This window comes from Collinsella sp. AF19-1LB (assembly GCF_003459655.1).
GTDB lineage: Bacteria > Actinomycetota > Coriobacteriia > Coriobacteriales > Coriobacteriaceae > Collinsella.
In genome coordinates, this window is record NZ_QRWO01000008.1 from 42,022 (window position 1) to 66,598 (window position 24,577).

The 24,577-nt window shown below is 60.6% G+C and carries 23 protein-coding genes; 3 read left to right on the forward strand and 20 right to left on the reverse strand.

Translation table 11 applies throughout. The features are described 5' to 3' along the window. Positions 1–58: 58 nt before the first annotated feature. The 12 genes from DWX39_RS03510 to pyrR all read right to left on the reverse strand — a co-directional run bounded on the left by DWX39_RS03510 (position 59) and on the right by pyrR (position 11,259). Positions 59–2,362, reverse strand: coding sequence for a DNA internalization-related competence protein ComEC/Rec2 (locus DWX39_RS03510; protein WP_117758523.1), 2,304 nt, complete (start codon positions 2,360–2,362; stop codon positions 59–61). Further along, positions 2,359–3,072 carry a helix-hairpin-helix domain-containing protein gene (locus DWX39_RS03515; protein WP_117758524.1) on the reverse strand — a complete coding sequence of 238 codons (714 nt, stop codon included), beginning with the start codon at positions 3,070–3,072 and terminating at the stop codon, positions 2,359–2,361. Before DWX39_RS03515 ends, DWX39_RS03510 begins: the two co-directional genes overlap by 4 nt. A 213-nt stretch (positions 3,073–3,285) precedes the next feature. Continuing rightward, positions 3,286–4,530: a tRNA uracil 4-sulfurtransferase ThiI gene (gene thiI, locus DWX39_RS03520; RefSeq protein ID WP_117758525.1), complete on the reverse strand. Its 1,245-nt coding sequence runs from the start codon at positions 4,528–4,530 to the stop codon at positions 3,286–3,288. Beyond that, positions 4,531–4,812 (reverse strand): DNA-directed RNA polymerase subunit omega, encoded by a 282-nt coding sequence (locus tag DWX39_RS03525; RefSeq protein ID WP_035138532.1) that lies wholly within the window; start codon positions 4,810–4,812, stop codon positions 4,531–4,533. A gap of 5 nt (positions 4,813–4,817) precedes the next feature. Further along, the gene (gmk, locus tag DWX39_RS03530) at positions 4,818–5,387 is read right to left on the reverse strand and encodes a guanylate kinase (protein WP_117629178.1); all 570 of its coding nucleotides are present in this window, start codon (positions 5,385–5,387) and stop codon (positions 4,818–4,820) included. Continuing rightward, positions 5,388–5,696: an integration host factor, actinobacterial type gene (gene mihF / locus DWX39_RS03535; RefSeq protein WP_006236130.1), complete on the reverse strand. Its 309-nt coding sequence runs from the start codon at positions 5,694–5,696 to the stop codon at positions 5,388–5,390. A 239-nt stretch (positions 5,697–5,935) separates the two neighbouring features. Beyond that, a complete protein-coding gene (gene pyrF, locus DWX39_RS03540; RefSeq protein ID WP_117758526.1) occupies positions 5,936–6,652 on the reverse strand; it encodes an orotidine-5'-phosphate decarboxylase in 717 nt (238 codons plus the stop codon). Further along, positions 6,646–7,554, reverse strand: coding sequence for a dihydroorotate dehydrogenase (locus DWX39_RS03545; RefSeq protein ID WP_199411071.1), 909 nt, complete (start codon positions 7,552–7,554; stop codon positions 6,646–6,648). The genes pyrF and DWX39_RS03545 overlap by 7 nt, the downstream gene beginning before the upstream one ends. 14 nt (positions 7,555–7,568) lie before the next feature. After that, positions 7,569–8,336 (reverse strand): dihydroorotate dehydrogenase electron transfer subunit, encoded by a 768-nt coding sequence (locus DWX39_RS03550; protein WP_117758541.1) that lies wholly within the window; start codon positions 8,334–8,336, stop codon positions 7,569–7,571. 116 nt (positions 8,337–8,452) lie between these two features. Next, entirely contained in the window at positions 8,453–9,742 is a 1,290-nt protein-coding gene (locus DWX39_RS03555; RefSeq protein WP_117758528.1) for a dihydroorotase, read from the reverse strand. Continuing rightward, complete coding sequence (locus tag DWX39_RS03560) at positions 9,726–10,670, reverse strand: aspartate carbamoyltransferase catalytic subunit (protein ID WP_035138537.1); 945 nt, start codon at positions 10,668–10,670, stop codon at positions 9,726–9,728. The genes DWX39_RS03555 and DWX39_RS03560 overlap by 17 nt, the downstream gene beginning before the upstream one ends. A 4-nt stretch (positions 10,671–10,674) precedes the next feature. Beyond that, positions 10,675–11,259 (reverse strand): bifunctional pyr operon transcriptional regulator/uracil phosphoribosyltransferase PyrR, encoded by a 585-nt coding sequence (gene pyrR, locus DWX39_RS03565; protein WP_006236123.1) that lies wholly within the window; start codon positions 11,257–11,259, stop codon positions 10,675–10,677. Positions 11,260–11,711: 452 nt separating this feature from the next. Here pyrR and rpmB point away from each other — a divergent pair, with 452 nt between their 5' ends. The 3 genes from rpmB (at position 11,712) to DWX39_RS03585 (ending at position 15,940) form a co-directional block, all read left to right on the forward strand. Beyond that, on the forward strand, positions 11,712–11,900 hold the full coding sequence (gene rpmB / locus DWX39_RS03570) for a 50S ribosomal protein L28 (protein WP_022094725.1): 189 nt from the start codon (positions 11,712–11,714) through the stop codon (positions 11,898–11,900). Between the two features lie 538 nt (positions 11,901–12,438). Continuing rightward, positions 12,439–15,087: a bifunctional acetaldehyde-CoA/alcohol dehydrogenase gene (adhE, locus tag DWX39_RS03580; protein WP_117758530.1), complete on the forward strand. Its 2,649-nt coding sequence runs from the start codon at positions 12,439–12,441 to the stop codon at positions 15,085–15,087. Between the two features lie 88 nt (positions 15,088–15,175). Then, a complete protein-coding gene (locus DWX39_RS03585; RefSeq protein WP_006236119.1) occupies positions 15,176–15,940 on the forward strand; it encodes an aminoglycoside phosphotransferase family protein in 765 nt (254 codons plus the stop codon). A gap of 177 nt (positions 15,941–16,117) precedes the next feature. On the opposite strand, the gene DWX39_RS03590 is transcribed toward DWX39_RS03585, so the two are convergent. The 8 genes from DWX39_RS03590 to pyrH are packed head-to-tail and all read right to left on the reverse strand — an operon-like array spanning position 16,118 to position 24,484. Beyond that, positions 16,118–17,839 carry a proline--tRNA ligase gene (locus DWX39_RS03590; protein WP_233508850.1) on the reverse strand — a complete coding sequence of 574 codons (1,722 nt, stop codon included), beginning with the start codon at positions 17,837–17,839 and terminating at the stop codon, positions 16,118–16,120. Continuing rightward, entirely contained in the window at positions 17,840–18,922 is a 1,083-nt protein-coding gene (gene ispG / locus DWX39_RS03595) for a flavodoxin-dependent (E)-4-hydroxy-3-methylbut-2-enyl-diphosphate synthase (protein WP_117758531.1), read from the reverse strand. 13 nt (positions 18,923–18,935) lie between these two features. Continuing rightward, positions 18,936–20,297: an RIP metalloprotease gene (locus DWX39_RS03600; protein ID WP_117758532.1), complete on the reverse strand. Its 1,362-nt coding sequence runs from the start codon at positions 20,295–20,297 to the stop codon at positions 18,936–18,938. Between the two features lie 25 nt (positions 20,298–20,322). After that, positions 20,323–21,510 (reverse strand): 1-deoxy-D-xylulose-5-phosphate reductoisomerase, encoded by a 1,188-nt coding sequence (dxr, locus tag DWX39_RS03605; RefSeq protein ID WP_117758533.1) that lies wholly within the window; start codon positions 21,508–21,510, stop codon positions 20,323–20,325. Then, on the reverse strand, positions 21,510–22,424 hold the full coding sequence (locus DWX39_RS03610) for a phosphatidate cytidylyltransferase (RefSeq protein WP_233508851.1): 915 nt from the start codon (positions 22,422–22,424) through the stop codon (positions 21,510–21,512). The genes dxr and DWX39_RS03610 overlap by 1 nt, the downstream gene beginning before the upstream one ends. Positions 22,425–22,426: 2 nt before the next feature. Then, positions 22,427–23,221 carry an isoprenyl transferase gene (locus tag DWX39_RS03615; RefSeq protein WP_117758534.1) on the reverse strand — a complete coding sequence of 265 codons (795 nt, stop codon included), beginning with the start codon at positions 23,219–23,221 and terminating at the stop codon, positions 22,427–22,429. A gap of 1 nt (position 23,222) precedes the next feature. Continuing rightward, positions 23,223–23,759, reverse strand: a complete 537-nt coding sequence (gene frr, locus DWX39_RS03620) for a ribosome recycling factor (protein WP_006236112.1) — start codon at positions 23,757–23,759, stop codon at positions 23,223–23,225. A 2-nt stretch (positions 23,760–23,761) separates the two neighbouring features. Next, on the reverse strand, positions 23,762–24,484 hold the full coding sequence (pyrH, locus tag DWX39_RS03625; protein WP_040359955.1) for a UMP kinase: 723 nt from the start codon (positions 24,482–24,484) through the stop codon (positions 23,762–23,764). Positions 24,485–24,577: the final 93 nt, after the last annotated feature.

Here is a 24,577-nt window from a genome sequence, read left to right on the forward strand (position 1 = left end):
CTTCGCATTCGTTCCGTGCCATTCTAGCCCAGGGGCCCACCACACGCCAACGACGTCGTCACGGTCGCTGGCATCGCATCACAAAGCCATTCGCAGTCGGTGCGACGGTAATGTCGCCGTGTTCGATGGTACACGCGAACACACCACCCGCTTCCTTAACGGCATCGATGCAGGCATCGGACGGATGGCCGTATCGATTCCCCTCACCGGCGCTTGCGAGGGAAAGCTCGGGCTTCAGGACGTCCAGCAACTCACCATCGACTGAAACCTTGGAGCCGTGATGCCCAAGTTTAAGTACATCGATATCCCCCACCTCCTGCACGAATTCCCGTTCTTGGTCGAGCTCGGCATCACCGGTGAGAAGTATTCGCAGGCCCTTACCTTCCTGAACATAAGAGAGCAGCAGGACAAGCGAGTCCTCATTTCCCTCGCCATCCACGGACTCGAATGGCCACATCACGCGGGCGCAAAATGAGCCGATGTCGACCGTATCCCCACGGCGCACCTGCCGATACTCCACGCCGGGTCGGTTCAATACCTCGGCAGGAGCATCCTCCAGCGCATCCGCCGCCACGGCAATCGTTCCGACCGAAAACTGTTCGAGCACGGCAGGCAAACCACCCCAGTGGTCCTCATCCCAATGCGTCACAAAGACGGCATCGATATGGTGCACGTTATTGCGAACCAACGCCGCCACCACGCGCTCGTCGAGCCCGCAGTCGACGAGAGCTACTGCGCCGCCTTGGCGGATAAGAATCGCATCGGCCTGGCCCACATCGAGCAGCGTCACCGAAGGCGGAGCGAATCGATCCCAATAGACGTACGGAATCGCAGCCAAGAGCATCAGGCATGCAAGCCCCGCCGCCATAGGACGTGCACGGGGACGCGGCCACCAGACCAGCAGAACCGCCAGAAAACACGGCAATAGGTAAATCCACATGCTATCGGGCGGCACGCTCACGTATGCACCCGGCACGGCGGCAAACAGCTGCTCGAAGAACAGCGCGCAACGGGCGGCAATCATGGGCACAACGAGCGCCCAAGTCCGCAACGGTCCCACGAGCGAAAAGGGAGCCAGCACGATCGACACAGCGAGCAGTACGCTCACCACCGGACCGATGACCGCATTTGCCAACGGAGCAATGAGCGAGAACGTACCGAATGCAGGAATGGTAATGGGAAGGGTCGCCAACTGCGAGCACAGCGTGACGGAAAGCATGCCGGCAACGCCCGATGGCACACCCAGCTCACCCAAAGCGTAGGTCGCATAGGGGCAAAAGCACAGAATGGCTAAGACGCTGGCACATGAAAGCTGAAAGCCCATCTCGAACAGCACCGTCGGCCTCAGTAGCACAAAGATGGACATGGTTACGAAGAGTGCCGATGCGCCGTGCCGACGACGACCCGCTCCGTTTACGACAAGCGTCGCGAACACCATGCAGCACGCGCGCACGGCCGAGGGAGACGCGCCCGTAAAGGCAGCGTAGCCCACAAGCGTTATCGCCAATATCACCCGCTGAAAACCACGTGAGCACCGAGTCTTTTGCAATACGCCCTCGATCACAAACCCCACGATAGCCAGATGGCTGCCCGAGACGGCGATAAGATGCGCCGTTCCCGTCACCGAAAACCAGTCGCCCGCCGGCTGGGCGCGCAGCTCGGCCGAACGACCACAGACGACACCGGCTATGAGCGCACGTGCCGGGTCGGTCGCAGGCGCGATGGACGCAAGCAGCCAATTTCGCAGCCGAAGCAGCGGCCCCGGAGAGCCCTCATCGACCGACACAATCCGAACGGCTTTAACCTTGCGCACCTCGCCTCGGAGCACGCGCAATCGTCCATACGCATCGTTCTCAAAACGTGAAACGCGACCGATAACACGCACGTGCGCCCCGACCTTGAGCTCGCGGTCGCACGATAGGCGAACCGTTGCCAAGTTCTTACCGTCCGCGCGTACCTCGCAGGTATAGGAATACACGTCGTCGTTTATGGATGGATCACCCTGCACGACAAACTCGAGGCTGCTTGCCGCTCGACCGTCGAGCGCCTTCGAGGCGTTGAGCGCGCCCGCAGCCCACCACGCCGAGACGACCGCTCCCGCCACGAGACCGACGGACGCGGCATACAGCCACCGCTTCCAAGGGGCAAGCCGCGCACAAGATTGAGCCAGCACAACGAATACCGTCGCCGCAACGGGAATGGCCCATAGCAGCCCGACCGCCGGCGCCTGCTCCCTCAGCAGCGCATCAGCGGCCACGTTGAGCACCAAGGCGCAGCTCATGCACATGCCGGCACACAGGGCCATCGTCCACGGCATCAGGGGCCGCGGAGGCATCACATGTTCGCGCTCGGTCGCACTCATACGCAGATGCAATCTTTGATTTTGGCAAGCTTCTTCTCGCCGATTCCCGACACACGCATCAGATCGTCAACCGAGGCAAAAGCACCGTTCTTTGTACGCTCATCGATAATCGACTGTGCCACGGAGGGACCGATGCCCGAGAGCGTCTGCAGCTCTGCCGCGCTTGCCGTATTGATGTTGACTAGGCCCGTTGCGCCACTCACGCCCAATGATGCGGAAGCCCCACCATCAACACCGGCTTCCGCAATGGACGCCTGCTGCTCCCCCACCGTTGGAACGTGAATCTTCTGCCCATCGACGACCTTGGATGCCCGATTGAGCCCCGTAACGTCTGCCTCGGGCGCCAGCCCGCCGGCGGCATCAATCGCCTGAGCCACCCGCGCCCCGTCTTTGAGGCGATATACACCGGGTGACACCACGGCGCCATCAACATCGACATAGACCTCTGCCGCGGCAGACGCCTTAGGCGAAGAGCCTTCGGATGTCTTTCCGCTCGAAGCATCGCCGGATCCCGGCTCCACTAACGTGCCCGAACCATCAGTGCGCTCAAACGACACACCGCCGGCACCGCCGCCAAGGTTCGCCATCGCCAGCCCACTCGCCATCGCAATGACGACCAGTATCGCCATCACCACTGCCTTATGACCGAGCAGTTTGCCCGCCCAGCGGTCCATCTTTTTGACTCGTTCGTGTTGTTCGCGCTGCGCCATAGCAAAACCTCCCAACACCATCGTGTCAGGAAAGGAGCTCCACAACAGCCACGCCCCAAAACCGGTTTTTGCGGTCAAACCAAAAACCGACCAAAACCTTGCACAAATCTGTCCATTTATTCAGGCACACGTCAGCAAATGAACGCTTAGCCGCAAAATGCCCAGATAGCAAAAGACCGACGATGCAGGCGCATCGTCGGTCTATGCACAAATTTACTCGTAATCTTGGTAAATCTCACGCGGAGCAAGCTCCGAATGTTTGCGTTTTAAGGTCTTAGGGGCCTTATATGTGTTGCTCTCGAAGTCGATGTACTCGGTCTGCTTGAGCAGGCGCTCAATCATCTCCTCGTGATCAAACAGTTCCCAGGCCTCATGCACGGCATCGAGTTTAGCGTGCGTCTCGGGTCGGCGCGGCATAAACAGCGTGCAGCAGTCGGGAGCGGCCTCAGTCGAGATATCGAACGTACCGATCTCCTCAGCACGCGCGATGATCTCCTGCTTGTCCGAACCGATGAGAGGACGGAACACGGGGATCTTCACGGCCTCGTTGACGGCCATGATGTTCTCAAGCGTTTGGGAGGCAACCTGCCCAAGCGATTCGCCCGTAACGATGGCCTTGGCGCCCTCGATGTGCGCAATGCGCTCGGCAACCGAATACATAATGCGACGATACATGATCACACGCAGGTTGCTGGGGCAGGTGACCGAAATCTCACGCTGGCAGTCGCCAAACGGCACCACGTACAGGCGGCCGATCTGGACACCCGGCTCAAGCGCACGGATGATGTCCTGCACCAAATACTCGCTCGTATCAGGCGTCTGCGGACGACCGGAGAAATGCACCGGCACGCACACCGCGCCGCGACGCGCGAGCATCCAGGTCGCCACCGGAGAATCGATACCCGACGACAGCAGCGTCACGACCTTGCCGGCAGAACCCACCGGCAGACCGCCCACGCCGCGCTCGGAGCGCGCGTACACGTAAACGCTACCCTGGACCACCAGTACGTGCACCATCGCATCGGGGTCGTGCATTTGAACCTTTTTATCGGGGAAGGCCTCACACAGTACCTCGCCCACCTGACGATTGATATCAATCGAGGTGAGCTCATAGTCGGTATTGGAGCGCTTGGCGTGCACCTTAAACGAATCGAAGGAACCAAACTCGCGCAGCGCCTTCACGGCGGCGGCGCAGTACTCCTGCGGGTCGCGGTTGGTGTGATACGCCAAAGACACACGGGCAACGCCGGGAACGGTGCGAATGACACGCGCCGCCTCGTCGGCCTGATGCTCGTTAAAGGTCACGAGGATATAACCGGAAATTCGAGACACGGCGTTCACGGAAAAGGCGGCCAAGGCCGCCTTGATGTTATCCATGAGGATATGCTCAAAATGTGCGCGGTTCTTGCCCTTCAGTCCAACCTCGTGATAGTGGACCAGGCAGACGCGAGCCGCCATTTAGGCTTCAGCAACCTTGTGGCCAAGCGCCTTCTCGTAACGAGCCTCGTCGTAAGAGATGTCACCGTCGACAATCTCGTCCATAGCCATCGAGATGGTATCGGCACCGGAAAGCCCAATGGTGATGTCATCGACATCCTGGACGGCAAGCACGCGGTTGTGCTGGCCACGCAGCATGCTATTGATGTCGCAGGCGCGCTTGGAGGCAAGCGAAGCGAGCAGGAAGCGGTTGTGATCGGTCTTCTCCAGAAGATCGTCAATGCAAGGCTTTACAACGGACACGGACCTCAGATCCTTTCATGCATATCGAGAACGCGAACGAGCTCATCGGTCGCGCGGTCGAGATCGTCATTCACCACGACGTCGTCGTAGCGGTCGGCAAGGGCAAGCTCATCGGCGGCGTTTGCCATACGCAGCTCAATCGTCTCGGGCGTCTCGGTACCGCGACCGACTAGACGCTCGCGGAGCACCTCAAGCGAAGGCGGCTTGATAAAGATCAGCACGGCCTCGGGGAAACGCTCCTTCACCTGCAGGGCGCCCTGGACATCGATCTCCAAAATCAGAGACGAGCCCGAGGCGAGCTTGGATGTGACCTCGCTCACCAACGTGCCGTAGCAGTTACCGTGGACCTCGGCCCACTCAACAAACTCACCGTTTGCCACGCGGCGGTCGAACTCCTCGCGCGTCAGAAAAAAGTAGTTGACGCCGTCGACCTCACCTTTGCGTGGTGCTCGCGTGGTAGCCGAAACCGTCAGACCCAGGTTCGAGCGGCGCTCGCGCACACGAGCGACGAGCGTACCCTTGCCTGCGCCTGACGGTCCAGAAATCACAAAGAGCTTGGAATCCTGAGCGCTCACTTATTTGGTCAGCTGCTCGAGGAGCTGCTCGCGCTGACGGACGCCGAGGCCCTGGACGCGACGAGTAGCGGAGATACCGAGCTCCTCCATGATCTTGGCGGCCTTGGCCTTGCCATAACCGGGGAGAGACTCGATGAGGGTGGAAACCTTCATGCGGGAAGCGATGGGGTCATCGGAGTTGAGCACGGACTCGAGGGACTTCTCGCCCTTCTTGATCTGCTCGCGAAGCTCAGCGCGGGCGTGACGTGCGGCAGCAGCCTTCTCAAGAGCCTGCTTGCGCTGCTCGTCGGTAAGCTGAGGGAGTGCCATTCGTACCTCCAAATAGTTGGGTTATATCTGATTCAATAATTGGCATTTTAGCACGTAGAACGTACAAAATGCCTAATCGCGGCTCCATAGGTTAGACGATACCCGCAAAAAGTGCAATATACTGCGCCCAAAGTTAAGCCCCTGACCTGCGATTCCACACAAAGGATGGGAAAGTTTACGCAGGCACAGGGGCTATTTTGTGCTAATGAGACCCAAAAGTGGTGACTTAGGGGAATCTTTTACGCGACGTTTTCTACCAGCTCGGCGACGATGGCGTCAAAGGCGGCAACCGGATCGTCGGCACCGGTGATGGGACGGCCCACCACAATGTGGCTTGCGCCACGCTCGATAGCCTGGGAAGGCGTCGCCACGCGGGACTGGTCACCAAGGGCGGCACCCACCGGACGCACACCCGGAGTCACGATCAGGGCATCAGGACCCAGCAGCTCACGCATGTCATGAGCCTCCATCGGTGAGCACACGATGCCATCGATGCCGTTGGCCTGGGCAAGCTTTGCCAAGCGGGCGGCCTCCTCGGCCACGGGCGACTCGACGCCGATCTCGGCCAGCGCATCCTGGTTCATACTCGTGAGCACGGTAATGGCGACGAGCTTGGCGCGGTCCTCGCGCGCCTCCTCGGCACCCTCACGGCACGCGGCGAGCATGGCGCCCGAACCCAAACCGTGGACCGAGAGCAGGTCGGCACCGGCAAGCGAGGCCGAACGGGCGGCACCGCGCACCTGATGCGGAATGTCATGGAACTTGAGGTCGAGGAAGACCTTAAAGCCCAGGTCCTTGAACGTCTTGACGATCTCGGGGCCCTCAGCGTAATAGAGCGTCATGCCGACCTTGAGCCAAGCGGCATGACCAGAAAGCTCGTGGGCGAGCTCGAGCGCACGCTCACGGTCGCAGTCGAGGGCGACGATAACGCGGTCGCGGGCATCGGTCTCTAGCATTCGAAAGCACCTACCAGCTCGTTGATGTCCTTCACGCCCTGGGACTCCGCCCAGGCCTCGAGCTCGTGCGCGATCTTGAGCGAGGCGCACGGATCGACGAAGTTGGCCATGCCGACCGACACGCAGGTAGCGCCAGCCAGGATAAACTCGGCCGCATCCTCGCCCGTCATGACGCCGCCGACACCGTTGATGGGGATATCGACGGCCTGAGCGACCTCCCAGACCATGCGAACGGCGATGTGGTGGCACAGTGGACCCGAAAGGCCGCCCTTGGGTTTGGCAACGCGGGACTTGCGGGTGTGCACGTCAATGGCCATGCCCTGGATGGAATTGATGACCGAAAGGCCGTCGGCGCCTGCGGCCTCGAGGGCTTTGGCGATCTCGGCGACGTTGACCGGAGCCATCTTGACGAACAGCGGCTTATCGGTCACCTTACGGCAAGCAGCCATAACGGCAGAGGCGCCCTCGGGCGAGGAGCCCATGGCGGCACCGCCGGCGGCGATATTGGGGCAGCTCACGTTGATCTCATAGCCGGCAGCCCAGGGGCACAGCTCGACATACATCTCGAGCGCGCGGACAAACTCGTCAACGGAATGGCCGGCGACCTGACAGATGACCTGGCAGCCGTCCTTGGACAGCTGTTCGAGCCACGGACCGGACTCACGGGCAAAGGCGGCCACGCCAGGGTTCTGAAGGCCCACGGAGTTGATCATGCCGCCCGGGATCTCGGCCATGCGGGGCGCGGGGTTGCCGGGCCAGGGCTCGGCAGCGCAGCCCTTGGTGGTGATGGCACCCAGCTGGGAGACATCAAAGAAGTTCTGGAACTGCCAACCGTAGCCAAAGGTACCGGCTGCGGTGTTGATGGGGTTCTGCATCTTGACGCCGCCGAAATCGACGGCCATATTCACGGTACCCACTAGAAGACCACCACCTTGGAAGCATCGAACACGGGGCCGCACATGCAGGCGCCCTTCATACCGTCGACCGTCTCGACGTTGCAGGTGTTGCAGGCGCCAAAGCCGCAGCTCATCATGCGCTCGAGCGACACCTCGCAGTACACACCGGCCTCAGCGGCAGCGGCGGCGACCTTCTTCATCATGACGGCAGGGCCGCAGCTGGCCACGTAGTCGTAGCCGCCCTCGCCGAGCAGCTCGGCTGCCGGTTCGGTGCAAAAACCGTGCGTGCCCAGCGTGCCATCGTCGGTGCATACGTTAACCGTGGCGCCCAGCGCGCGGAACTCATCGACACCCACGGCCTTGGAAGCGGTGCCAAAGCCCAGGCACACGTCGACATCCACGCCCTGCTCGGCAAGCATGCCAGCGAGGCAGAGCACGGGCGGAACGCCGATGCCGCCTGCCACGAGCAGCGCCTTCCTGGTGCCCTCGGGAACAAGCCAGCCGCGGCCGCCAGGGCCCAGCAGATTAGAGGTGGAACCGGGGGCCATCTGCGACAGACGGCGGGTGTCGTCGCCCACGACGGCGTACCACAGCTCGACGGTGCCGGCCTGGGCGTCGGCGCGATAGAAGCTCAGAGGCACGCGAAGCAGCGAAGAGGCATCGCCGGGCACGGCGATGTTCACAAACTGACCGGGCTTGAGCGCACTTGCAAGCTTGGGGGCCGAGATTACGAGCGAGAAGATGCCCTCGGCGATCTCCTGGTTCGAGACGACCTCGAAGTCGTGCATGCGTGCAGTGGAAGGTGTGGGCATAGACGCTCCAATCCCCCATGCGGTTGCATGGTTCAGGCGAACAGAAAGCGCGGCACCGCAAGGGCGCCGCGCACAAAAGCGATAAGGCTATGCTAGCAGATGCAGCCGTCGGCGAGCGTCTGCTTGCCGCCGACAAACACATCGGTGGCACGACCGGTGAGCGTGCGGCCGGCAAAACCGGAGTTCTCGGCGCGCGACTCGTAACCGTCCTCGCCGACCGTCCAGGTGGCGGACGCGTCGAACACGGTCAGGTCGGCAACGGAGCCCGCCTTGACCTGAACCTGGTCGAGGCCCAGGATCTCACGAGGCTTGATGGCCATGAGCTCGACCATGCGGCCCATGCTCATCTTGCCCGTGTTGACCAGCTCGGTGAGCACGAGCGACAGCGAGGTCTCGAGGCCGATCATGCCGAAGGGCGCAAGCTCGAACTCGCGCGCCTTCTCCCACGGAGTGTGGGGAGCGTGATCGGTGACGATAGCGTCGACGGTGCCGTCGATGACGCCCTGGCGGATGGCCTCGGCGTCCGCCTCGGTACGCAGCGGCGGGTTGACCTTGAGCGAGGTGTTGTAGGTCTCGTCCAGGTCGTTCTCGGTCAGGAACATGTGATGCGGCGTGGCCTCGCAGGTAACCTGAACGCCAGCGGCCTTGCCGGCACGCACGAGCTCCAGGCCATGGGCGGTGGAGATGTGCTGGATGTGCAGCTTGGCGCCGGTCAGCTTGGCAATCTCGATGTCGCGGGCGATCTGGAGCTCCTCGCCGACAGCCGGCCAGCCCTCGAGAGCCAGACGGGTCGAGACCTTGCCCTCATTGATCTGGCCGTGACCGACCAGGTCCTCGTCCTGGCAGTGGCTCATAAAGACCTTGCCGAACATCTTGCCGTAGTCCATGCAGCGACGGAGCATGCCCGCGCCCTGCACGCCGCGACCGTCGTCGGTGAAGGCGACGGCGCCGTGGGCGACCATATCGCCCATCTCGGACATAGCCTCGCCCTTAAGACCGCGGGTCATGGCGCCCGACGGATAGACGCGGCAGTGACCGACCTCGGCAGCACGGGACTTGACGAACTCCACGACGGTGCCGTTATCGGTGACGGGATCGGTGTTGGGCATGGAGCACACGCCGGTAAAGCCGCCCTTGGCAGCTGCGCGGGTGCCGCTCTCGATGTCCTCTTTGACCTCGTAGCCGGGCTCGCGAAGGTGAACGTGCATATCAACCAGGCCGGGGACGAGGTACTTGCCGGAAAGGTCGCGGACCTCGGCTCCCTCGACGGCGAGATTCTCGCCGACCTCGGCGATCTTGTCGCCGTCAATCAGGACGTCAACGACACCGTCAAGCTCGACGGACGGGTCGACGACGTGGGCATTCTTAAGAAGCAAGGCCATTATCGGCACCTCCAAGCAGCAGATACAGGATAGCCATACGCACGCAGATACCGGCGTAGACCTGCTCCAGGATGACGGAGCGTTGCGGGTGGTCGGCCATATAGGAGTCGAACTCGACGCCGCGGTTGATGGGGCCCGGGTGACAGATGATCGCGTCGGGCTTCATGAGCTTCTCGCGGTCCTTGGTCAGGCCGAAGAGCTTGTGGTACTCACGAATGGTCGGGAACGGAGCGCCCTCGAGGCGCTCCTGCTGCACGCGCAGCATGTAGACGACGTCCAGCTCGGGGAGTACCGAATCGAGGTCGCTCGTCACGTGGTCGCAGCCCAGGACCTCGGGCGCCGGCGGCAGCAGCGTGCCGGGGGCGACGGCGTAGGTCTCGCAGCCCATGATCTTCAACGCGGGGATCAGCGAGCCGCAGACGCGGGAGTGCGCGATATCGCCGACGACGGCGACCTTAAGACCGTGGAAGTCGCCCTTGTGCTCCCAGATGGTGTACAGGTCGAGCAGGGCCTGCGTGGGATGGTTGTGCTTGCCGTCGCCGGCGCAGATGACGCTCGCGGGCGAGTTCTGCGTGACGATGTAGGGAGCACCGGCGTGCTTATCGCGAACGACGATGCAATCAATCTTGTAGGCGTTGAGGGTCTCGACGGTGTCGACGAGGCTCTCGCCCTTGACCGTGGAGGTCGAGGAGCCGCCAAAGTTGAGGCTGTCGGCCGAAAGACGCTTCTCGGCGAGCTCGAAGGAGCTGCGGGTGCGCGTCGAAGGCTCGTTGAACATGTTGACGATGGTCTTGCCCTTGAGCGTGGGGACCTTCTTGATCGCACGCTCATTGACCTCGGAGAACGCCTTGGCGGTCTCGAGGATGAGCTTGATGTCCTCTTCGGAGTACTCGGTAATGTCGATCAGGTGCTTATGGTTGAACGCCACGGTACTACTCACCTCCCAGCGGCGCGGAGCCCACGTGGGAACCCGGCGCGACGTCGTTAATCTCGACGGCGGTGTGGCCGTCGACTTCCTTCATATATAGGTGCACGTTCTCCTCATGCGACGAGGGAACGTTCTTGCCGACAAAGTCCGGCGAGATGGGGAGCTCACGGTGACCGCGGTCAACGAGAACTGCCAGCTCGATGCGGCTCGGACGGCCCAGGTCCATGACGGCATCCAGAGCGGCGCGGATAGTACGGCCCGTATACAGGATGTCGTCCACCAGCACGACGCGCTTGCCGTCGACGCTGAAGGGAATGTTGGTAGCGTGGATCGCGGGAGCGAAATTGGTCGCATAGTCATCGCGGTAGAAGCTGATGTCCAGGCTGCCGAGCGGAACGTCGACGCCCTCGATCTCCTTGATCTCCTCGGCGAGCTTCTTTGCCAGAAGGTCGCCGCGCGTGACGATGCCGACCAGAGCGAGGTCTTCACAGCCCTCGTTGCGCTCGAGAATCTCGTGCGCGATGCGGGTCATCGCTCGATTGACGGCGGTCTCGTCCATGATGACCGCCTTGGGGGAAGTCGTGCCCATCGATCTCCTTCCTCACATGTCTTGACTGCTGACACAGTCAAAAAAAATAGATGCCCGACCGCTTAAAGCGGACCAGACACCCACAGGAAGGGCTGCTCTTTGGCAGCTATGTAATTCCATGTGGGTATCTCGTACCCCTTTAATGGTCAAGGGATAGTGTAGCCAACCTCGAGCTTAATTGCGAGCATAAATACAGGGCAATCCGTAAACGGGCGCAGGTGCTCCATAAACCTATATATATTTGTGGGACGAGCTTGAAAACGCACGCACGAGCTGGCATAATCCCCTCTGCTGCACGCAAATCGGATCTACGTCCAGGGCCGTGGCGTGAGCACTATCGCCAAAAGAGGAATATCTCTGTGTAGATTACGCACAGGGAGCTGCTTCTGTGCTATAGTTCAGGCTTGTTTGTTAACGCGACATGTTCGTTTGTCGCCCAAGGAGGGTCAGTTATGTCCAAAGTTTGCGAAGTTTGCGGTAAGCACCCCGTTGCCGGTCGCTCCATCAGCCACTCTCACCGCGTCACCAACCGTAAGTTCCGCCCCAACATCCAGCGCGTTTACGTCGTCGTCGATGGTCACCGTCGCAAGATGAACGTTTGCTCCACCTGCCTCAAGTCCGGCAAGGTTGCGCGCTCCTAAATAAGGTCTTACCAACAAGTACCTCGGACTCTCCGGGTCAAAGACCTCGCGTTCACATAGAACTTACCAAAGGCGTCCTCCCATGTGGAGGACGCCTTTTTTTCAATCATTGGGAACAGACTTACATGAGTGTTTTCGAGCATAGGGGCCGCATCACAAATATCAAAAGGATCGTAGCCCAGCTGATATGCTTTGCAACTTGACCAGCAGTACGACTCGAGCGAGTCAAGCGCACCTTTCACAGGATTGAGATGGATGTAATCGAGCAGCTGCACCGCCTGCGTGTCCGACTCAACCGCGACCCGCGAATATCGATTATCAAACAGTTGCCCCGTTCTCCCCGTTTTCCCATTGAAATACTCATGCAAGTCTGTCCCCAATGAGCAGGGTGATGCAGTAGGCTGATAGTATTTAGTTAAAACGCTTCATTAGGTTGAAGCGTTTTAGTATGCCTTTTACGGGAATCTTACCGTTCGCCGAATAATTTCTTGCTATCATGCAAGGCGTAGGGTAAATCTCCGATCGCAAGGAGACACAAATGGTGAAAAAGTCACCGGAAAACACTACTCCCGCAATTGTGGACAACGTAGAGGCGCTTGAGGCTAAGCTCGCTCAGATGCGAGAGGCCCAGGCGCTTTTTGCTACGTACACGCAGGAGCAGGTCGACAAGATCTTCTACGAGGCCGCCATGGCCGCCAACAAGGCTCGTATCCCGTTGGCGAAGATGGCCATCGAGGAGACCGGCCGCGGCGTTCTTGAGGACAAGGTCATCAAGAACCACTACGCCGCAGAGTACATCTACAACGCTTACAAGAACACCAAGACCTGTGGTGTCCTGGAGCGCGACGAGGCCTACGGCATCACCAAGATCGCCGAGCCCATCGGCATCGTGGGCGCCGTCATCCCGACGACCAACCCCACCTCCACCGCGATCTTCAAGACGCTGATCAGCCTGAAGACCCGCAACGGCATCATCATCTCGCCGCACCCGGCAGCCGCCAAGTGCACCATCGCCGCCGCCAAGCTCGTGCTTGACGCCGCCGTCAAGGCCGGCGCCCCCGAGGGCATCATCGGCTGGGTCGATGTCCCCTCCATCGAGCTGACCAACATGGTCATGCGTGACGTCGACATCATCCTCGCCACCGGTGGCCCGGGCATGGTCAAGGCCGCCTACTCCTCGGGCAAGCCCGCCCTGGGCGTTGGCGCCGGTAACACCCCGGTCATCATCGACGACACCGCCGACGTGCTGCTCGCCGTCAACTCCATCATCCACTCCAAGACCTTCGACAACGGCATGATCTGCGCTTCCGAGCAGTCTGTGACCGTCATCGACACCATCTATGACCAGGTTAAGGCCGAGTTCCAGAAGCGCGGCTGCTACTTCGTCAAGCAGGGTGCCGAGATGGAGGCCCTGCGTGCCGCCATGTTCAAGAACGGCGCCCTCGATCACCGCATTCCCGGCATGGCTGCCGCCAAGATCGCCGAGCTCGCCGGCATCGAGGTTCCCGCCAAGACCAAGATCCTGATCGCCGAGGTCACCTCCACCGACCCCGCCAAGGAAGAGTTCTCCCACGAGAAGCTCTCCCCGGTCCTGGCCATGTATCACGCCAAGGACTTCCAGGAGGCCGTCGACAAGGCCGAGCACCTGGTGCTCGCCGGTGGCCCGGGCCACACCGCCTCTCTGTACGTGCACCCCGCCCAGGCCGAGAAGATCAGTCTGTTCGAGCACGTCATGAAGGCCTGCCGTATCGTCATCAACACCCCGTCCTCGCACGGCGGCATCGGTGACCTGTACAACTTTGGCATGAAGCCGTCTCTGACCCTGGGCTGCGGCTCCTGGGGCGGCAACTCCGTCTCCGAGAACGTTGGGGTGAAGCACTTGATCAACGTTAAGACTGTGGCCGAGCGCCGTGAGAACATGCTGTGGTTCCGCGCTCCCGAGAAGGTCTACTTCAAGAAGGGTTCCACGCCCGTCGCCCTCGACGAGCTCGGTACCGTTATGGGCAAGAAGCGCGCCTTCATCGTCACCGACCAGTTCCTCTTCAAGAATGGCAACACCCGCGCCATCGAGGCCAAGCTCGACGAGATGGGCATCGCCCACGACTGCTTCTACGACGTCGAGCCCGATCCGTCGCTGCAGTGCGCACGTCGCGGCGCCAAGCAGATGGCTCTCTTTGAGCCTGACGTGATCATCGCCGTCGGCGGTGGCTCCGCTATGGACGCCGGCAAGATCATGTGGATGATGTACGAGCACCCCGAGTGCAAGTTTGAGGACATGGCCATGGACTTCATGGACATCCGCAAGCGTATCTTCACTTTCCCCGAGATGGGCAAGAAGGCCTACTTCGTCGCCGTCCCGACCTCTTCGGGTACCGGCTCCGAGTGCACGCCGTTCGCCATCATCACCGACAAGGAGACCGGCATCAAGTGGCCGCTCGCCGACTACGCGCTGCTCCCCAACATGGCTATCGTCGACGCCGACAACTGCATGACCGCCCCGCGCGGCCTGACCGCTGCCTCCGGCATCGACGTCATGACCCACGCCATCGAGTCCTACGTCTCCATCATGGCTTCCGACTACACCAAGGGCCTCTCCGAGCGCGCTGCTAAGCTCGTCTTCGAGAACCTGCCCTCCAGCTTCACGAACGGCGCCAAGGACCCGCATGCCCGCGAGGAGATGCACAACGCCTCTTGCATGGCCGGTATGGCCTTCGCCAACGCCTTCCTGGGCCTCAACCACTCCATGGCTCACAAGCTCGGCGCCTTCCATCACCTGCCCCACGGCCTCGCCAACGCCGTCATCCTGACCCGCGTTATGCGCTACAACGCCGCCGAGGCTCCCGTCAAGATGGGTACCTTCTCCCAGTATCCTTACCCCAACGCGCTGCACAACTACGCCGAGATGGCCAAGTACTGCGGCATCGAGGGCAAGGACGACAAGGAGGTCTTCGAGAACTTCATCACGAAGCTCGAGGAGCTCAAGGACTTCATCGGCGTCAAGAAGACCATCGCCGACTACGGTGTTGACGAGCAGTACTTCCTCGACACCCTCGACGAGATGACAGAGCAGGCATTCAACGACCAGTGCACCGGCGCCAACCCGCGCTACCCGCTCATGAGCGAGATCAAGGAGCTCTACCTGGACGCCTACTACGGCCGCGAGCCTCAGGACTACGCCGTCTGCTAGTTTTAGCACGGTTTTTAACGGCGGGGGTGCACGGGTTTTTCACCCCCCCCCGCCGTCGCTTCTATCGCATCGTTGAAAGGATGCAACCATGCTGCTACCCGATTCCAAGACCGAGCTCGTCCGCCGTGGCAACAAGGTCGTTTACGACCTGGGCGACAAGATCGTCAAGGTCTTTAACGAGACCAAGCCTGTCTCCGACGTGTTCAACGAGGCTTTGAATCTTGCCCGCATCAATGAGTGCGGCATCCGCAGCCCCAAGGCTCTCGAGGTTTCCCAGCTCGAGAACGCCAACGGCTGGGCGCTCGTGACCGAGAAGGTTCCGGGCACCACCCTTGCCGAGAAGATGACTGCCGAGCCCCAGCGCTTTGGTGAGTATCTCGAGATGTTCGTCGACCTCCAGATCGAGATCCACGGCTACACCTCCCCGCTGCTCAACCGTCAGCGCGACAAGTTCGCCCGCATGATCGACAGCCTTGATCAGCTCAATGCCACCACGCGCTACAACCTTCAGGAGCGTCTGGACGGCATGACCAAGGAGTTCAAGGTCTGCCACGGCGACTTCAACCCCTCCAACGTCATCGTCGGCGACGACGGCCAGCTCTATGTGTGCGACTGGGCACACGCCACCCAGGGCTCCCCTGCTGCCGACGTTGCCACCACCTACCTGCTCTTCGCCCTCAACAGCAAGGATCAGGCTGAGGCCTACCTGGAGCTCTACTGCGACCGCGCTGACATGCCCATGCAGGTCGTGCGTCAGTGGACGAGCATCGTCGCCGCTTCCGAGCTCGCTCGTAAGCGCAACGTGAACGATGAGTTCCTGAAGAACTGGATCGACGTCGTCGATTATCAGTAATATCTGAGCGATTTATTTCGCATCGGAGGCACAAGAAAACCCCGCAGCTCATATGGGCTGTGGGGTTTTCCTTTTAGATATCGAGGATGCCACAAGATAAAAGGACGGCCCCACATCTCCCCGATCTGGAGAAATGTGGGGCCGTCCCGTATATCGAACTACAAGCGAAATCGTCGATTAACGGCGGGCCGCCTTAACAAGCTCGGCAACCTTGGCGACGACCTCGTCGATCGCCACGTCCTCACGCTCGCCCGTGGCACGGTCCTTGAGCTCCACAGTACCATTCTTGAGGCCGCGCTTACCCAGAACGACCTGATACGGGAAGCCCATGAGGTCGTTATCGGCAAACTTAAAGCCGGGACGCTCGTCACGGTCATCGACGACAACCTCGATACCCTCGGCGCACAGGCCCTCGACGATTTGGTCGCAGACGGTTGCGCACTCCTCCTTCTTGGGATCGAGCGGAATCACCGCGACCTCGTACGGGGCAACGGAGACCGGCCAGACGATGCCGTGTTCGTCGTTGTGCTGCTCCACGACGGCAGCAAGCGAGCGGGACACACCAACGCCGTAGCAACCCATGATGAGCGGCTTCTCCTTGCCGTCCTCGTCCATAAAGGTGGCACCCATGGCCTCGGAGTACTTGGTGCCCAGCTGGAACACCTGAGAGACCTCGATGCCGCGGGCAGCAGAGAGCGGCTTGCCGCAGTGCGGGCAGGGATCGCCGGCAACGACGGTGACCAGATCTGCCCACTCATCGACGGTAAAGTCTCGCTCGGGGCAGGCACCGGTAAAGTGATAATCGACCTCGTTGGCACCGCAGGCCCACTGCTTGGACTCGCGCAGGCTCTCGTCACACACCAGACGGATGCCCTCGGGCAAGTTAACCGGTCCGATAAAGCCCTTGTGCAGACCGTTCGCCTGAAGCTCCTCGTCGGTCATCATGCGATAGCCCTTGCCAAAGACATGCTCGGCCTTGCAATCGTTGAGCTCGTGGTCGCCCGGGACAATGGCCACGACGGGCTTGCCCTCGGCGTCGATGAGTGCCAGAGACTTGCGCGTGCCGTTCTCGGGGAAACCGAAGAACTTTGCAACGGCCTCGATGGTGCCCATGCCCGGAGTCTCGACCTTGGTAAGCGCACCGTCGCCAGGACCCTCGGTCACAACGACCTTGGTGCTTGCGGCCTCATCGTCGGCTGCAAAGCCGCAATCGTCGCAGTAGACGAGCGAAGCCTCGCCGGCGTCAGCCAAAGCCATGTACTCGACGGAGGTATCGCCACCGATCTCGCCGGAGTCGGCGACAACGGGCAGAGCCTTGATGTAGCAGCGCTCGCAGATGTTGGCGTAGGCCTGCTTCATCTTGTCGTACTCCTCCTGCAGACTCTCCTGCGTGGCGGAGAAGCTGTAGGCGTCCTTCATGATGAACTCGCGGCCGCGCATCAGGCCAAAGCGGGGACGGAACTCATCGCGGAACTTGTCCTGAATGTGGTACAGGTTGACGGGCAGTTGCTTATAGGAGCGCAGCTCGTTGCGCACCAGGGCAGTCACGGTCTCCTCGTGGGTGGGGCCCAGCACGAACTCGCGACCATGACGGTCGTCAAAGCGCACAAGCTCCTTGCCATAGGCATCGATACGGCCGGACTCACGCCACAGCTCGGCATCGACCATAATGGGCATCATGAGCTCCTGGGCGCCGGCGGCGTCCATCTCGTCGCGCACGATATTCTCGATCTTGCGGATCGAGCGCCAAGCAAGCGGCAGGTAGGAATACAGACCGGCGGCCTCCTTGCGGATCATGCCGGCACGGAGCAGCAGGCGGTGGCTGGCGAGCTCAGCGTCCGCCGGATCCTCTTTAAGCGTCGGCGCATAGAGCTTAGACATATACATTGCTCGGGTCATTTATTTCTCCTCAATAAGTTTGTCGACCTCGGCCATAAGCGCGTCGACAATTTGATCCTCAGCTACTTTACCAATGATCTGGCCATGCGAAAAGAGCAGGCCCTGACCACGTCCGCAGGCAACACCCAGGTCGGCGTCAGATGCCTCTCCGGGGCCGTTGACCGCACATCCCATCACGGCGATCGAAAGCGGCGCGGAATAGTTCTTAAGCCGCTCGGTGACCTCCTCGGCGATGGGAATCAGGTTAACCTGGCAGCGGGCGCACGTGGGGCACGAGACAATCTCGGGACCACGGCGACGCAGGCCCAGCGACTGTAGAATTCCCCAGGCGACCGGCGGCTCCTCAGCCGGATCGGCCGTGAGCGACACACGCATGGTGTCACCGATGCCTTCGGAAAGCAAGATACCCAAGCCTACAGAGCTCTTGATGGTGCCCTGAAGCTTGGTCCCCGCCTCCGTCACGCCCAGGTGGAGCGGAACATGCGGTATCTCGCGCGACAGGGCGCGATAGGTATCAAGTGTCGTCTGTACGCGATGGGCCTTGGCGGATAGCACGATGTTGGTAAACCCACGGTCCTCAAAGTGCCGCACAAAGCGATCGCTCGACATCACGAGCTTTTCGGGCTGCGTGAGGTCGTCGCGCTCGGCAATATCTTGCTCAAGCGAGCCCGCGTTCACGCCAATGCGAATCGCGCAGCCCGCGGCACCCGCGGCATCGATGACGGCATCGACCTTAGCCCAATCGCCGATATTGCCGGGGTTGATGCGCAGCTTAGAGGCACCAGCCTCGACAGCGCCAATGGCAAGCTTATGGTTAAAATGGATATCGGCGACGATTGGCACCGGAGACTCGGCACAAATCGTGCGAAAGCCCTCGAGCGCAGCCTCGGTAGGCACGCTCACGCGCACGATATCGCAGCCAGCCTGCGCCAACGCGCACACTTGCGCAAGCGTTGCCTGGGCATCAGCAGTATCGGTGCAGGTCATAGACTGAACCACGACCGGAGCGCCACCACCGATCTGCACGCCGCCCACATGCACGGGGCGCGTCAACTCGCGAGGCAAAGGATGGGATAAAGACAATCCAAACACTCCCCTACAGAATAAATCGAAGGATGTCGGAACGAAGCATATAGACAAACAGCAGTGCAAAGAGCGCGATGCCGACATAGCTGACGATTGTCTGCACTTTGAGCGGCAACTCGCGGCCCGCAATCTTTTGAATGATCTCGATGACCAGCTTGCCGCCATCGAGTGGTGGGATGGGCAGCAGGTTCATAAAGCCAAGCGAGAACGAAATGAGGGCGGCAAAGGAAAGGAACGTGGCAGGGCCGGCAGCAGCGGCCTGTGAAGACATAACGCTAATACCCACGATCGAAGAAGACTGATCGAGAATCTCCATCGTATGCTGCGGCTGGAGCAGGCGCATCACGCCCTCCGCTGTCTGCGCAACATACGAGAAGGAGAGGCGCGCCGAGGTGATGGGGTCCAAACGGACCACCTGCGTAGAGGCATAAACGCCCAGACGTTCGTCCTCTTTGAGTGTGACCGAGGTCGAGCACTGCTTGCCATCGCGCTCATACTCAATAGCAATATCGTCCTTACCGGCAGCCTTGCCGATGGCATCGTAGACATCCATCCAAGTGGAACATGAGACACCGTCAACCGAAAGGATCGCGTCACCGCCCTCGATACCCGCCTTGGCGGCAATAGACCCCTCGTCAACCTGACCGATCACGTTGGTATCCATCGGCACGGTGACACCCGCAATGGAATAGATGCTCATAAGGAGCAAAAAACCCGTCAAGATATTGACGATAATGCCCGCGAGCAGCATAAAGGCGCGCTTGAGAAAGCCTTGGCCAAGATAGGTGTGCGAGCGCTCTTGCGCAAGGAACTCGGCCTCGCCGCACGGCAGCTCCCACACATCGCCCTCGGCAGTCGCATGTTCGCGATCGAAACGACGACCATCAAAGGTGGTATAGCCTGCCGTGTCTCGCGGCAACGTCTGATATTTGGTGGGATAGTAGCTCGGCGAGGGCTTCTCCCCTTCCTCATACCAGGGCGCGATGGAGCCCCAGCCCAGCAAAAGGGCGCATGCCTCGAGCACATCCTCCTCGGAAAGCTCGAGCTCGACAGCAAGGTCGGCCACGGTCACGCGACCATGACGATAGATAGCCGCGAGCACGCGGTCGGCGCACGAAACATCGGTCGGATCCATACCGCAGATGGCAGCGTAGCCACCCAGCAGCAGCGGGGTCACGCCAAACTTGGTTCCAATGCGACGCGACGTGTAATGGATGTCAAAGCGGCACGGCAGACCCAAAAAGAACTCGGTCACACGGACGCCGCAGGCACGCGCCGCCAAAAAGTGGCCGCCCTCGTGCAAAAACACGAGGACGGAAAGCATCAGCAGGCCCCAAAAGACCGATGAGAGAACGCTCAGAACAGTATCCATAAAACGAAAAAGCAATCCTTATGGGTTAGGAACGGGTTGCGGCGAGCACCTGCGCAGCCTTTTCACGCGCCCACGCATCGATGTCGCGAAGCTGCTCAAACGAATCGACCACCTGCATATCGTGGGCGTCCATGCAGGATTCCACAATGCGATCGATATCGGTAAAGCTGCAGCCATCGTGCAGGAAGGCATCGACGGCGACCTCGTTGGCGGCATTGAGAACGCACGGCATGGTGCCACCCGTCTTGCCGGCACGCTCGGCCAGTGCCAGACAGCGGAAGGTATCCATGTCGGCAGCATCAAACGTGAGCTGCCCCAGCTCGCGGAAATCGATACGAGGCGCCGGAGTATCCCAACGCTCGGGATACGAGAACGCGAACTGGATGGGGATACGCATGTCGGATGCACCGAGATGCGCCATCACGGAGCCGTCGGCGAACTCGACCATAGAGTGAATCTTGGACTGACGCTGCACGACCACGTTAATGAAATCGAGGTCGCAGTTAAACAGATGCATGGCCTCAATGCGCTCCAGGCCCTTGTTCATGAGGGTGGCGGAGTCAATGGTGATCTTGGCACCCATGGCCCACGTGGGATGCGCGAGGGCATCGGCACGCGTCACGCGATCGAGCTCGTCGCGCGTGCGGCCAAAGAACGGACCGCCCGAGCAGGTGAGCCAAATGCAGTGGGCCTCGCGCGGGTTCTCCCCCAGATAGCACTGGTAGATGGCGGAATGCTCAGAGTCGACCGGAATAAGCTGGCCCGGTTGCGCCAACGGCATAAGCAAGTCGCCACCGACGACGAGGGACTCCTTGTTGGCAAGGGCAAGGCGCTTATTCGAGGTCAAGGCCGCATGGCTCGCCTCGAGACCGGCGGCGCCCACAATAGCGACGAGCACGCAGTCGACATCGTCGCGACGCGCGAGCTCGCAAACCGCCTGCGCGCCAACGCCGAGCTGTGTGCCCTCGGGCAACTCCTGCAGCACGGCGTCATCGCCATGAGCGACATCGGCAACGGCAACCGCCGGAACCGAGAACTCGCGGGCAGCGGCAACGAGCTCCGAGGTGCTGGAATTAACGGACAGCGCCGTCACCTGCAGGCGATCGGCATGCTGGCGGCACACATCGAGCGCCTGGGTGCCGATAGAGCCCGTACAACCCAGGAAGGCAACGCGAAGGCGTCCATCGGGGCCATACGTCGTCTGGAAGGACATTACAGCACGCCTCCGATCATCAGCAACAGCTGTGCGGTGATGCAACCGAAGATAAGCGAATCGCTACGATCGAGCATTCCGCCGTGGCCCGGGATAAGGTTGCCGGAATCCTTGACGCCCACACCGCGCTTGATGCGGGACTCGATAAGGTCGCCGATAACGCCCAGAATAGACACGGCCACGCCGCACAGCAGCGCATAGGGCAGGCTGAGCTTGTAGAAGTGCGTCGCCCACAGGATGAGCCAAATCAAAACCGAGCCCAAGATGCCGCCGGCAAACCCCTCCCAGCTCTTTTTGGGGGAGATCTTGGGAACCATCTTGTGTTTGCCGATACGGCTGCCCACGATGTAGGCAAACGAATCGGAGACCCAAAGGGACGCGCAAACGCCCACTGAAAGCAGGGCGCCGGCAAAACCGGGCACGGCATCGCGCAGCAGCACGATAGCCGACAGCATAAAGCCAGTGTAGATGGGACCCATGAGCGTCACGGCCACATCAGAGATGCGGGTACGCGGCGACCAAACATACCAAATGCCCACAGCGAGCATCAGGGCAAAAAGCAGGGCATTCAGCAACATCGAATCGCCCAACGCCGACAGCGGAAAGAGTACGGCGGCAGCGATACCCATGCGCTCGTTAGCCATCTTGCCATCGAGCCTCGTCATACGGAAAAACTCATAGCAGCACAGACCGCTCATGACAGAAACAAAGATGGCCGTGGGCACGATACCCAAAACCAGGCACAGGATAAAGACAACGGCGTAGACGATACCGGCGGCGGCACGGATGATAAAGCCCGCCAGCCACGAACCGGTGCCGCTCTTTGCTGCAGGTGCTCCCGCAGCGGCAGCCTTGCGCGCAGGCGCCGCGGAAACTGGCGTCTTGGGAGCAGATGCCTTGGGACGATCGGACACGATTAAGCCTCCTCGGTCTTACTCAGTCCACCAAACCTACGGTCACGGCCCTGATAGGCCAAAATGGCGTCGACAAGGCCCCAACGATCAAAGTCGGGCCAATAGGTATCGGTGACGTAGAATTCGGAATAAGCCACCTGCCACAGCAGATAGTTCGAAAGGCGCAGCTCACCAGAGGTGCGAATCACAAGTTCGGGATCGGGAAGACCGGCGGTATAGAGGCGGGAAGCCACCATGTCGTCATCAATTGCGGCAGGGTCGATCTTACCGGCGGCAGCGTCGGATGCGATCTGACGGACAGCGCGGGTAATCTCGGCACGCGCGCCGTAGTTGACGGCAAGCGCCAGCGTCATACCGGTGTGATCGGCGCACTCGGCAAGACCGCGCTCAAAAACGTCGCGAGTCTTCTTGGGCAGCGCGGAAATGTCACCCAAAAAGACTACGCGCACATTTTCGCGCTTCAGAAGCGGCAGCTCGTCGATAAACGTCTTGGCAAACAGGTGCATCAGAACGTTGACTTCGTGCTGCGGTCGATTCCAGTTTTCGGTCGAAAATGCATAGGCCGAAAGCACGTCGACGCCCAGGCGCACGCAGGCGGTAATGATCTCGCGCAGCGAGACGATACCCGCCTTGTGGCCCTCAGTGCGTGCAAGACCGCGCGACGTGGCCCAACGACCGTTGCCGTCCATGATGCACGAGATATGGTGCGGAATGTTATTGAGGTCAAGGTCGGAAAAACCGACGCCCGCAGGGGCGTCGGCAAAGTACTCGACCAGTTTATGCTCGTCGTATTGCACCTTAGATCTCCATGACCTCGGCTTCTTTTTCCTTCAGAAGCTCCTCGACCTTGGCGACATACTCATCGGTGTGCTTCTGGACCTTGGCCTGCTCGCGACGGACATCGTCCTCGGTGAGCTCCTCATCGCGCTCGAGCTTGTTGTTGAAGTCGCGACGGATGTTACGGATAGACACCTTGGCCTGCTCGGCGTACTCGCGGCACTCCTTGACGAGTTCGCGACGGCGCTCCTCAGTGGGGGCCGGGAACGGCAGACGAACGACGGTGCCATCGGAGTTGGGGGTAATGCCCAAATCGGAAGCGCCGATGGCCTTGACGATAGCGTTGATGAGCGCCTTGTCCCACGGCTCGATGAGCAGCATGTGAGCCTCGGGGGTCTTGACGGCGGCAACCTGCGTGACCGGCGTGGGGACACCGTAATAATCGACGGTGATGTCGGACAGAATGTTGGCGTTGGCGCGACCGGTACGGACCTTGGAGAAGTTATGCTTGAGGGACTCGAGCGACTTGTCCATATGGGCGGTGATGTTCTCTGCCATGCTTAATCCTCCTGATAGACGAGCGTGCCGACGGGCTCACCCGCGAGCGCGCGCTTGACGGTGTCCTCGCCATCGATGTTGAGGACCAAAATCGGCATACGGTTATCCTGGCACAGTGCCGTAGCTGTGGAATCCATAACCTGCAGACCGCGGACGAGAACCTCGTGATAGGTAATCTTGTCAAAACGGACGGCATCGGCGCACTTGACGGGATCCTTGTCGTAGATGCCGTCAACCTTGGTGGCTTTAATCAGAATCTCGGCGCCGATCTCGCACGCACGAAGAGCCGCGGCGGTGTCGGTCGTAAAGTACGGATTGCCCGAACCGGCAGCGAAGATGACGACGTTGCCCTTGGACAGATGGTTGATAGCGCGGCGACGAATATAGGGCTCGCAGATCTCGTTCATCTGGATAGCGCTCATCACGCGGCAAGGAACATCGTTGTGCTCGAAGGCATCCTGCAGGGCGAGCGCGTTCATAACGGTTGCCAGCATGCCCATGTAGTCGGCCTGAGCACGCTCCATGCCACCGGCAGCGCCTGCCATGCCGCGGAAAATATTGCCGCCGCCGACAACGACGCCGACCTCATGGCCAACGGCGAGCAGCTCCTTGACCTGCTTGGCAAGATGATCGGTAACCTTGGGGTCGATGCCATATTGGCCGTCGCCCATCAGTGCTTCGCCGGAAAGCTTAAGAAGCACGCGTTTATATCGGATGTCGGACAAAGCGATCCTCCTTTAATTAGACTCTCAATATGATATCAAAGGCTCTGATAAGAGCCATGAAAAAGCAGGCTGTGAGTAAAACCCACAGCCTGC

Excerpts from the sequence above, each read along its gene's own strand:
- DWX39_RS03510 (WP_117758523.1), bottom strand. The coding sequence starts at position 2,362 with ATGAGTGCGACCGAGCGCGAACATGTGATGCCTCCGCGGCCCCTGATG.
- DWX39_RS03515 (WP_117758524.1), bottom strand. The coding sequence starts at position 3,072 with ATGGCGCAGCGCGAACAACACGAACGAGTCAAAAAGATGGACCGCTGG.
- thiI (WP_117758525.1), bottom strand. The coding sequence starts at position 4,530 with ATGGCGGCTCGCGTCTGCCTGGTCCACTATCACGAGGTTGGACTGAAG.
- mihF (WP_006236130.1), bottom strand. The coding sequence starts at position 5,696 with ATGGCACTCCCTCAGCTTACCGACGAGCAGCGCAAGCAGGCTCTTGAG.
- pyrF (WP_117758526.1), bottom strand. The coding sequence starts at position 6,652 with ATGCTAGAGACCGATGCCCGCGACCGCGTTATCGTCGCCCTCGACTGC.
- DWX39_RS03545 (WP_199411071.1), bottom strand. The coding sequence starts at position 7,554 with ATGGCCGTCGATTTCGGCGGCGTCAAGATGCAGAACCCCATCAACACC.
- DWX39_RS03550 (WP_117758541.1), bottom strand. The coding sequence starts at position 8,336 with ATGCACGACTTCGAGGTCGTCTCGAACCAGGAGATCGCCGAGGGCATC.
- DWX39_RS03555 (WP_117758528.1), bottom strand. The coding sequence starts at position 9,742 with ATGGCCTTGCTTCTTAAGAATGCCCACGTCGTCGACCCGTCCGTCGAG.
- pyrR (WP_006236123.1), bottom strand. The coding sequence starts at position 11,259 with ATGGGCACGACTTCCCCCAAGGCGGTCATCATGGACGAGACCGCCGTC.
- rpmB (WP_022094725.1), top strand. The coding sequence starts at position 11,712 with ATGTCCAAAGTTTGCGAAGTTTGCGGTAAGCACCCCGTTGCCGGTCGC.
- adhE (WP_117758530.1), top strand. The coding sequence starts at position 12,439 with ATGGTGAAAAAGTCACCGGAAAACACTACTCCCGCAATTGTGGACAAC.
- DWX39_RS03585 (WP_006236119.1), top strand. The coding sequence starts at position 15,176 with ATGCTGCTACCCGATTCCAAGACCGAGCTCGTCCGCCGTGGCAACAAG.
- DWX39_RS03590 (WP_233508850.1), bottom strand. The coding sequence starts at position 17,839 with ATGACCCGAGCAATGTATATGTCTAAGCTCTATGCGCCGACGCTTAAA.
- DWX39_RS03600 (WP_117758532.1), bottom strand. The coding sequence starts at position 20,297 with ATGGATACTGTTCTGAGCGTTCTCTCATCGGTCTTTTGGGGCCTGCTG.
- dxr (WP_117758533.1), bottom strand. The coding sequence starts at position 21,510 with ATGTCCTTCCAGACGACGTATGGCCCCGATGGACGCCTTCGCGTTGCC.
- frr (WP_006236112.1), bottom strand. The coding sequence starts at position 23,759 with ATGGCAGAGAACATCACCGCCCATATGGACAAGTCGCTCGAGTCCCTC.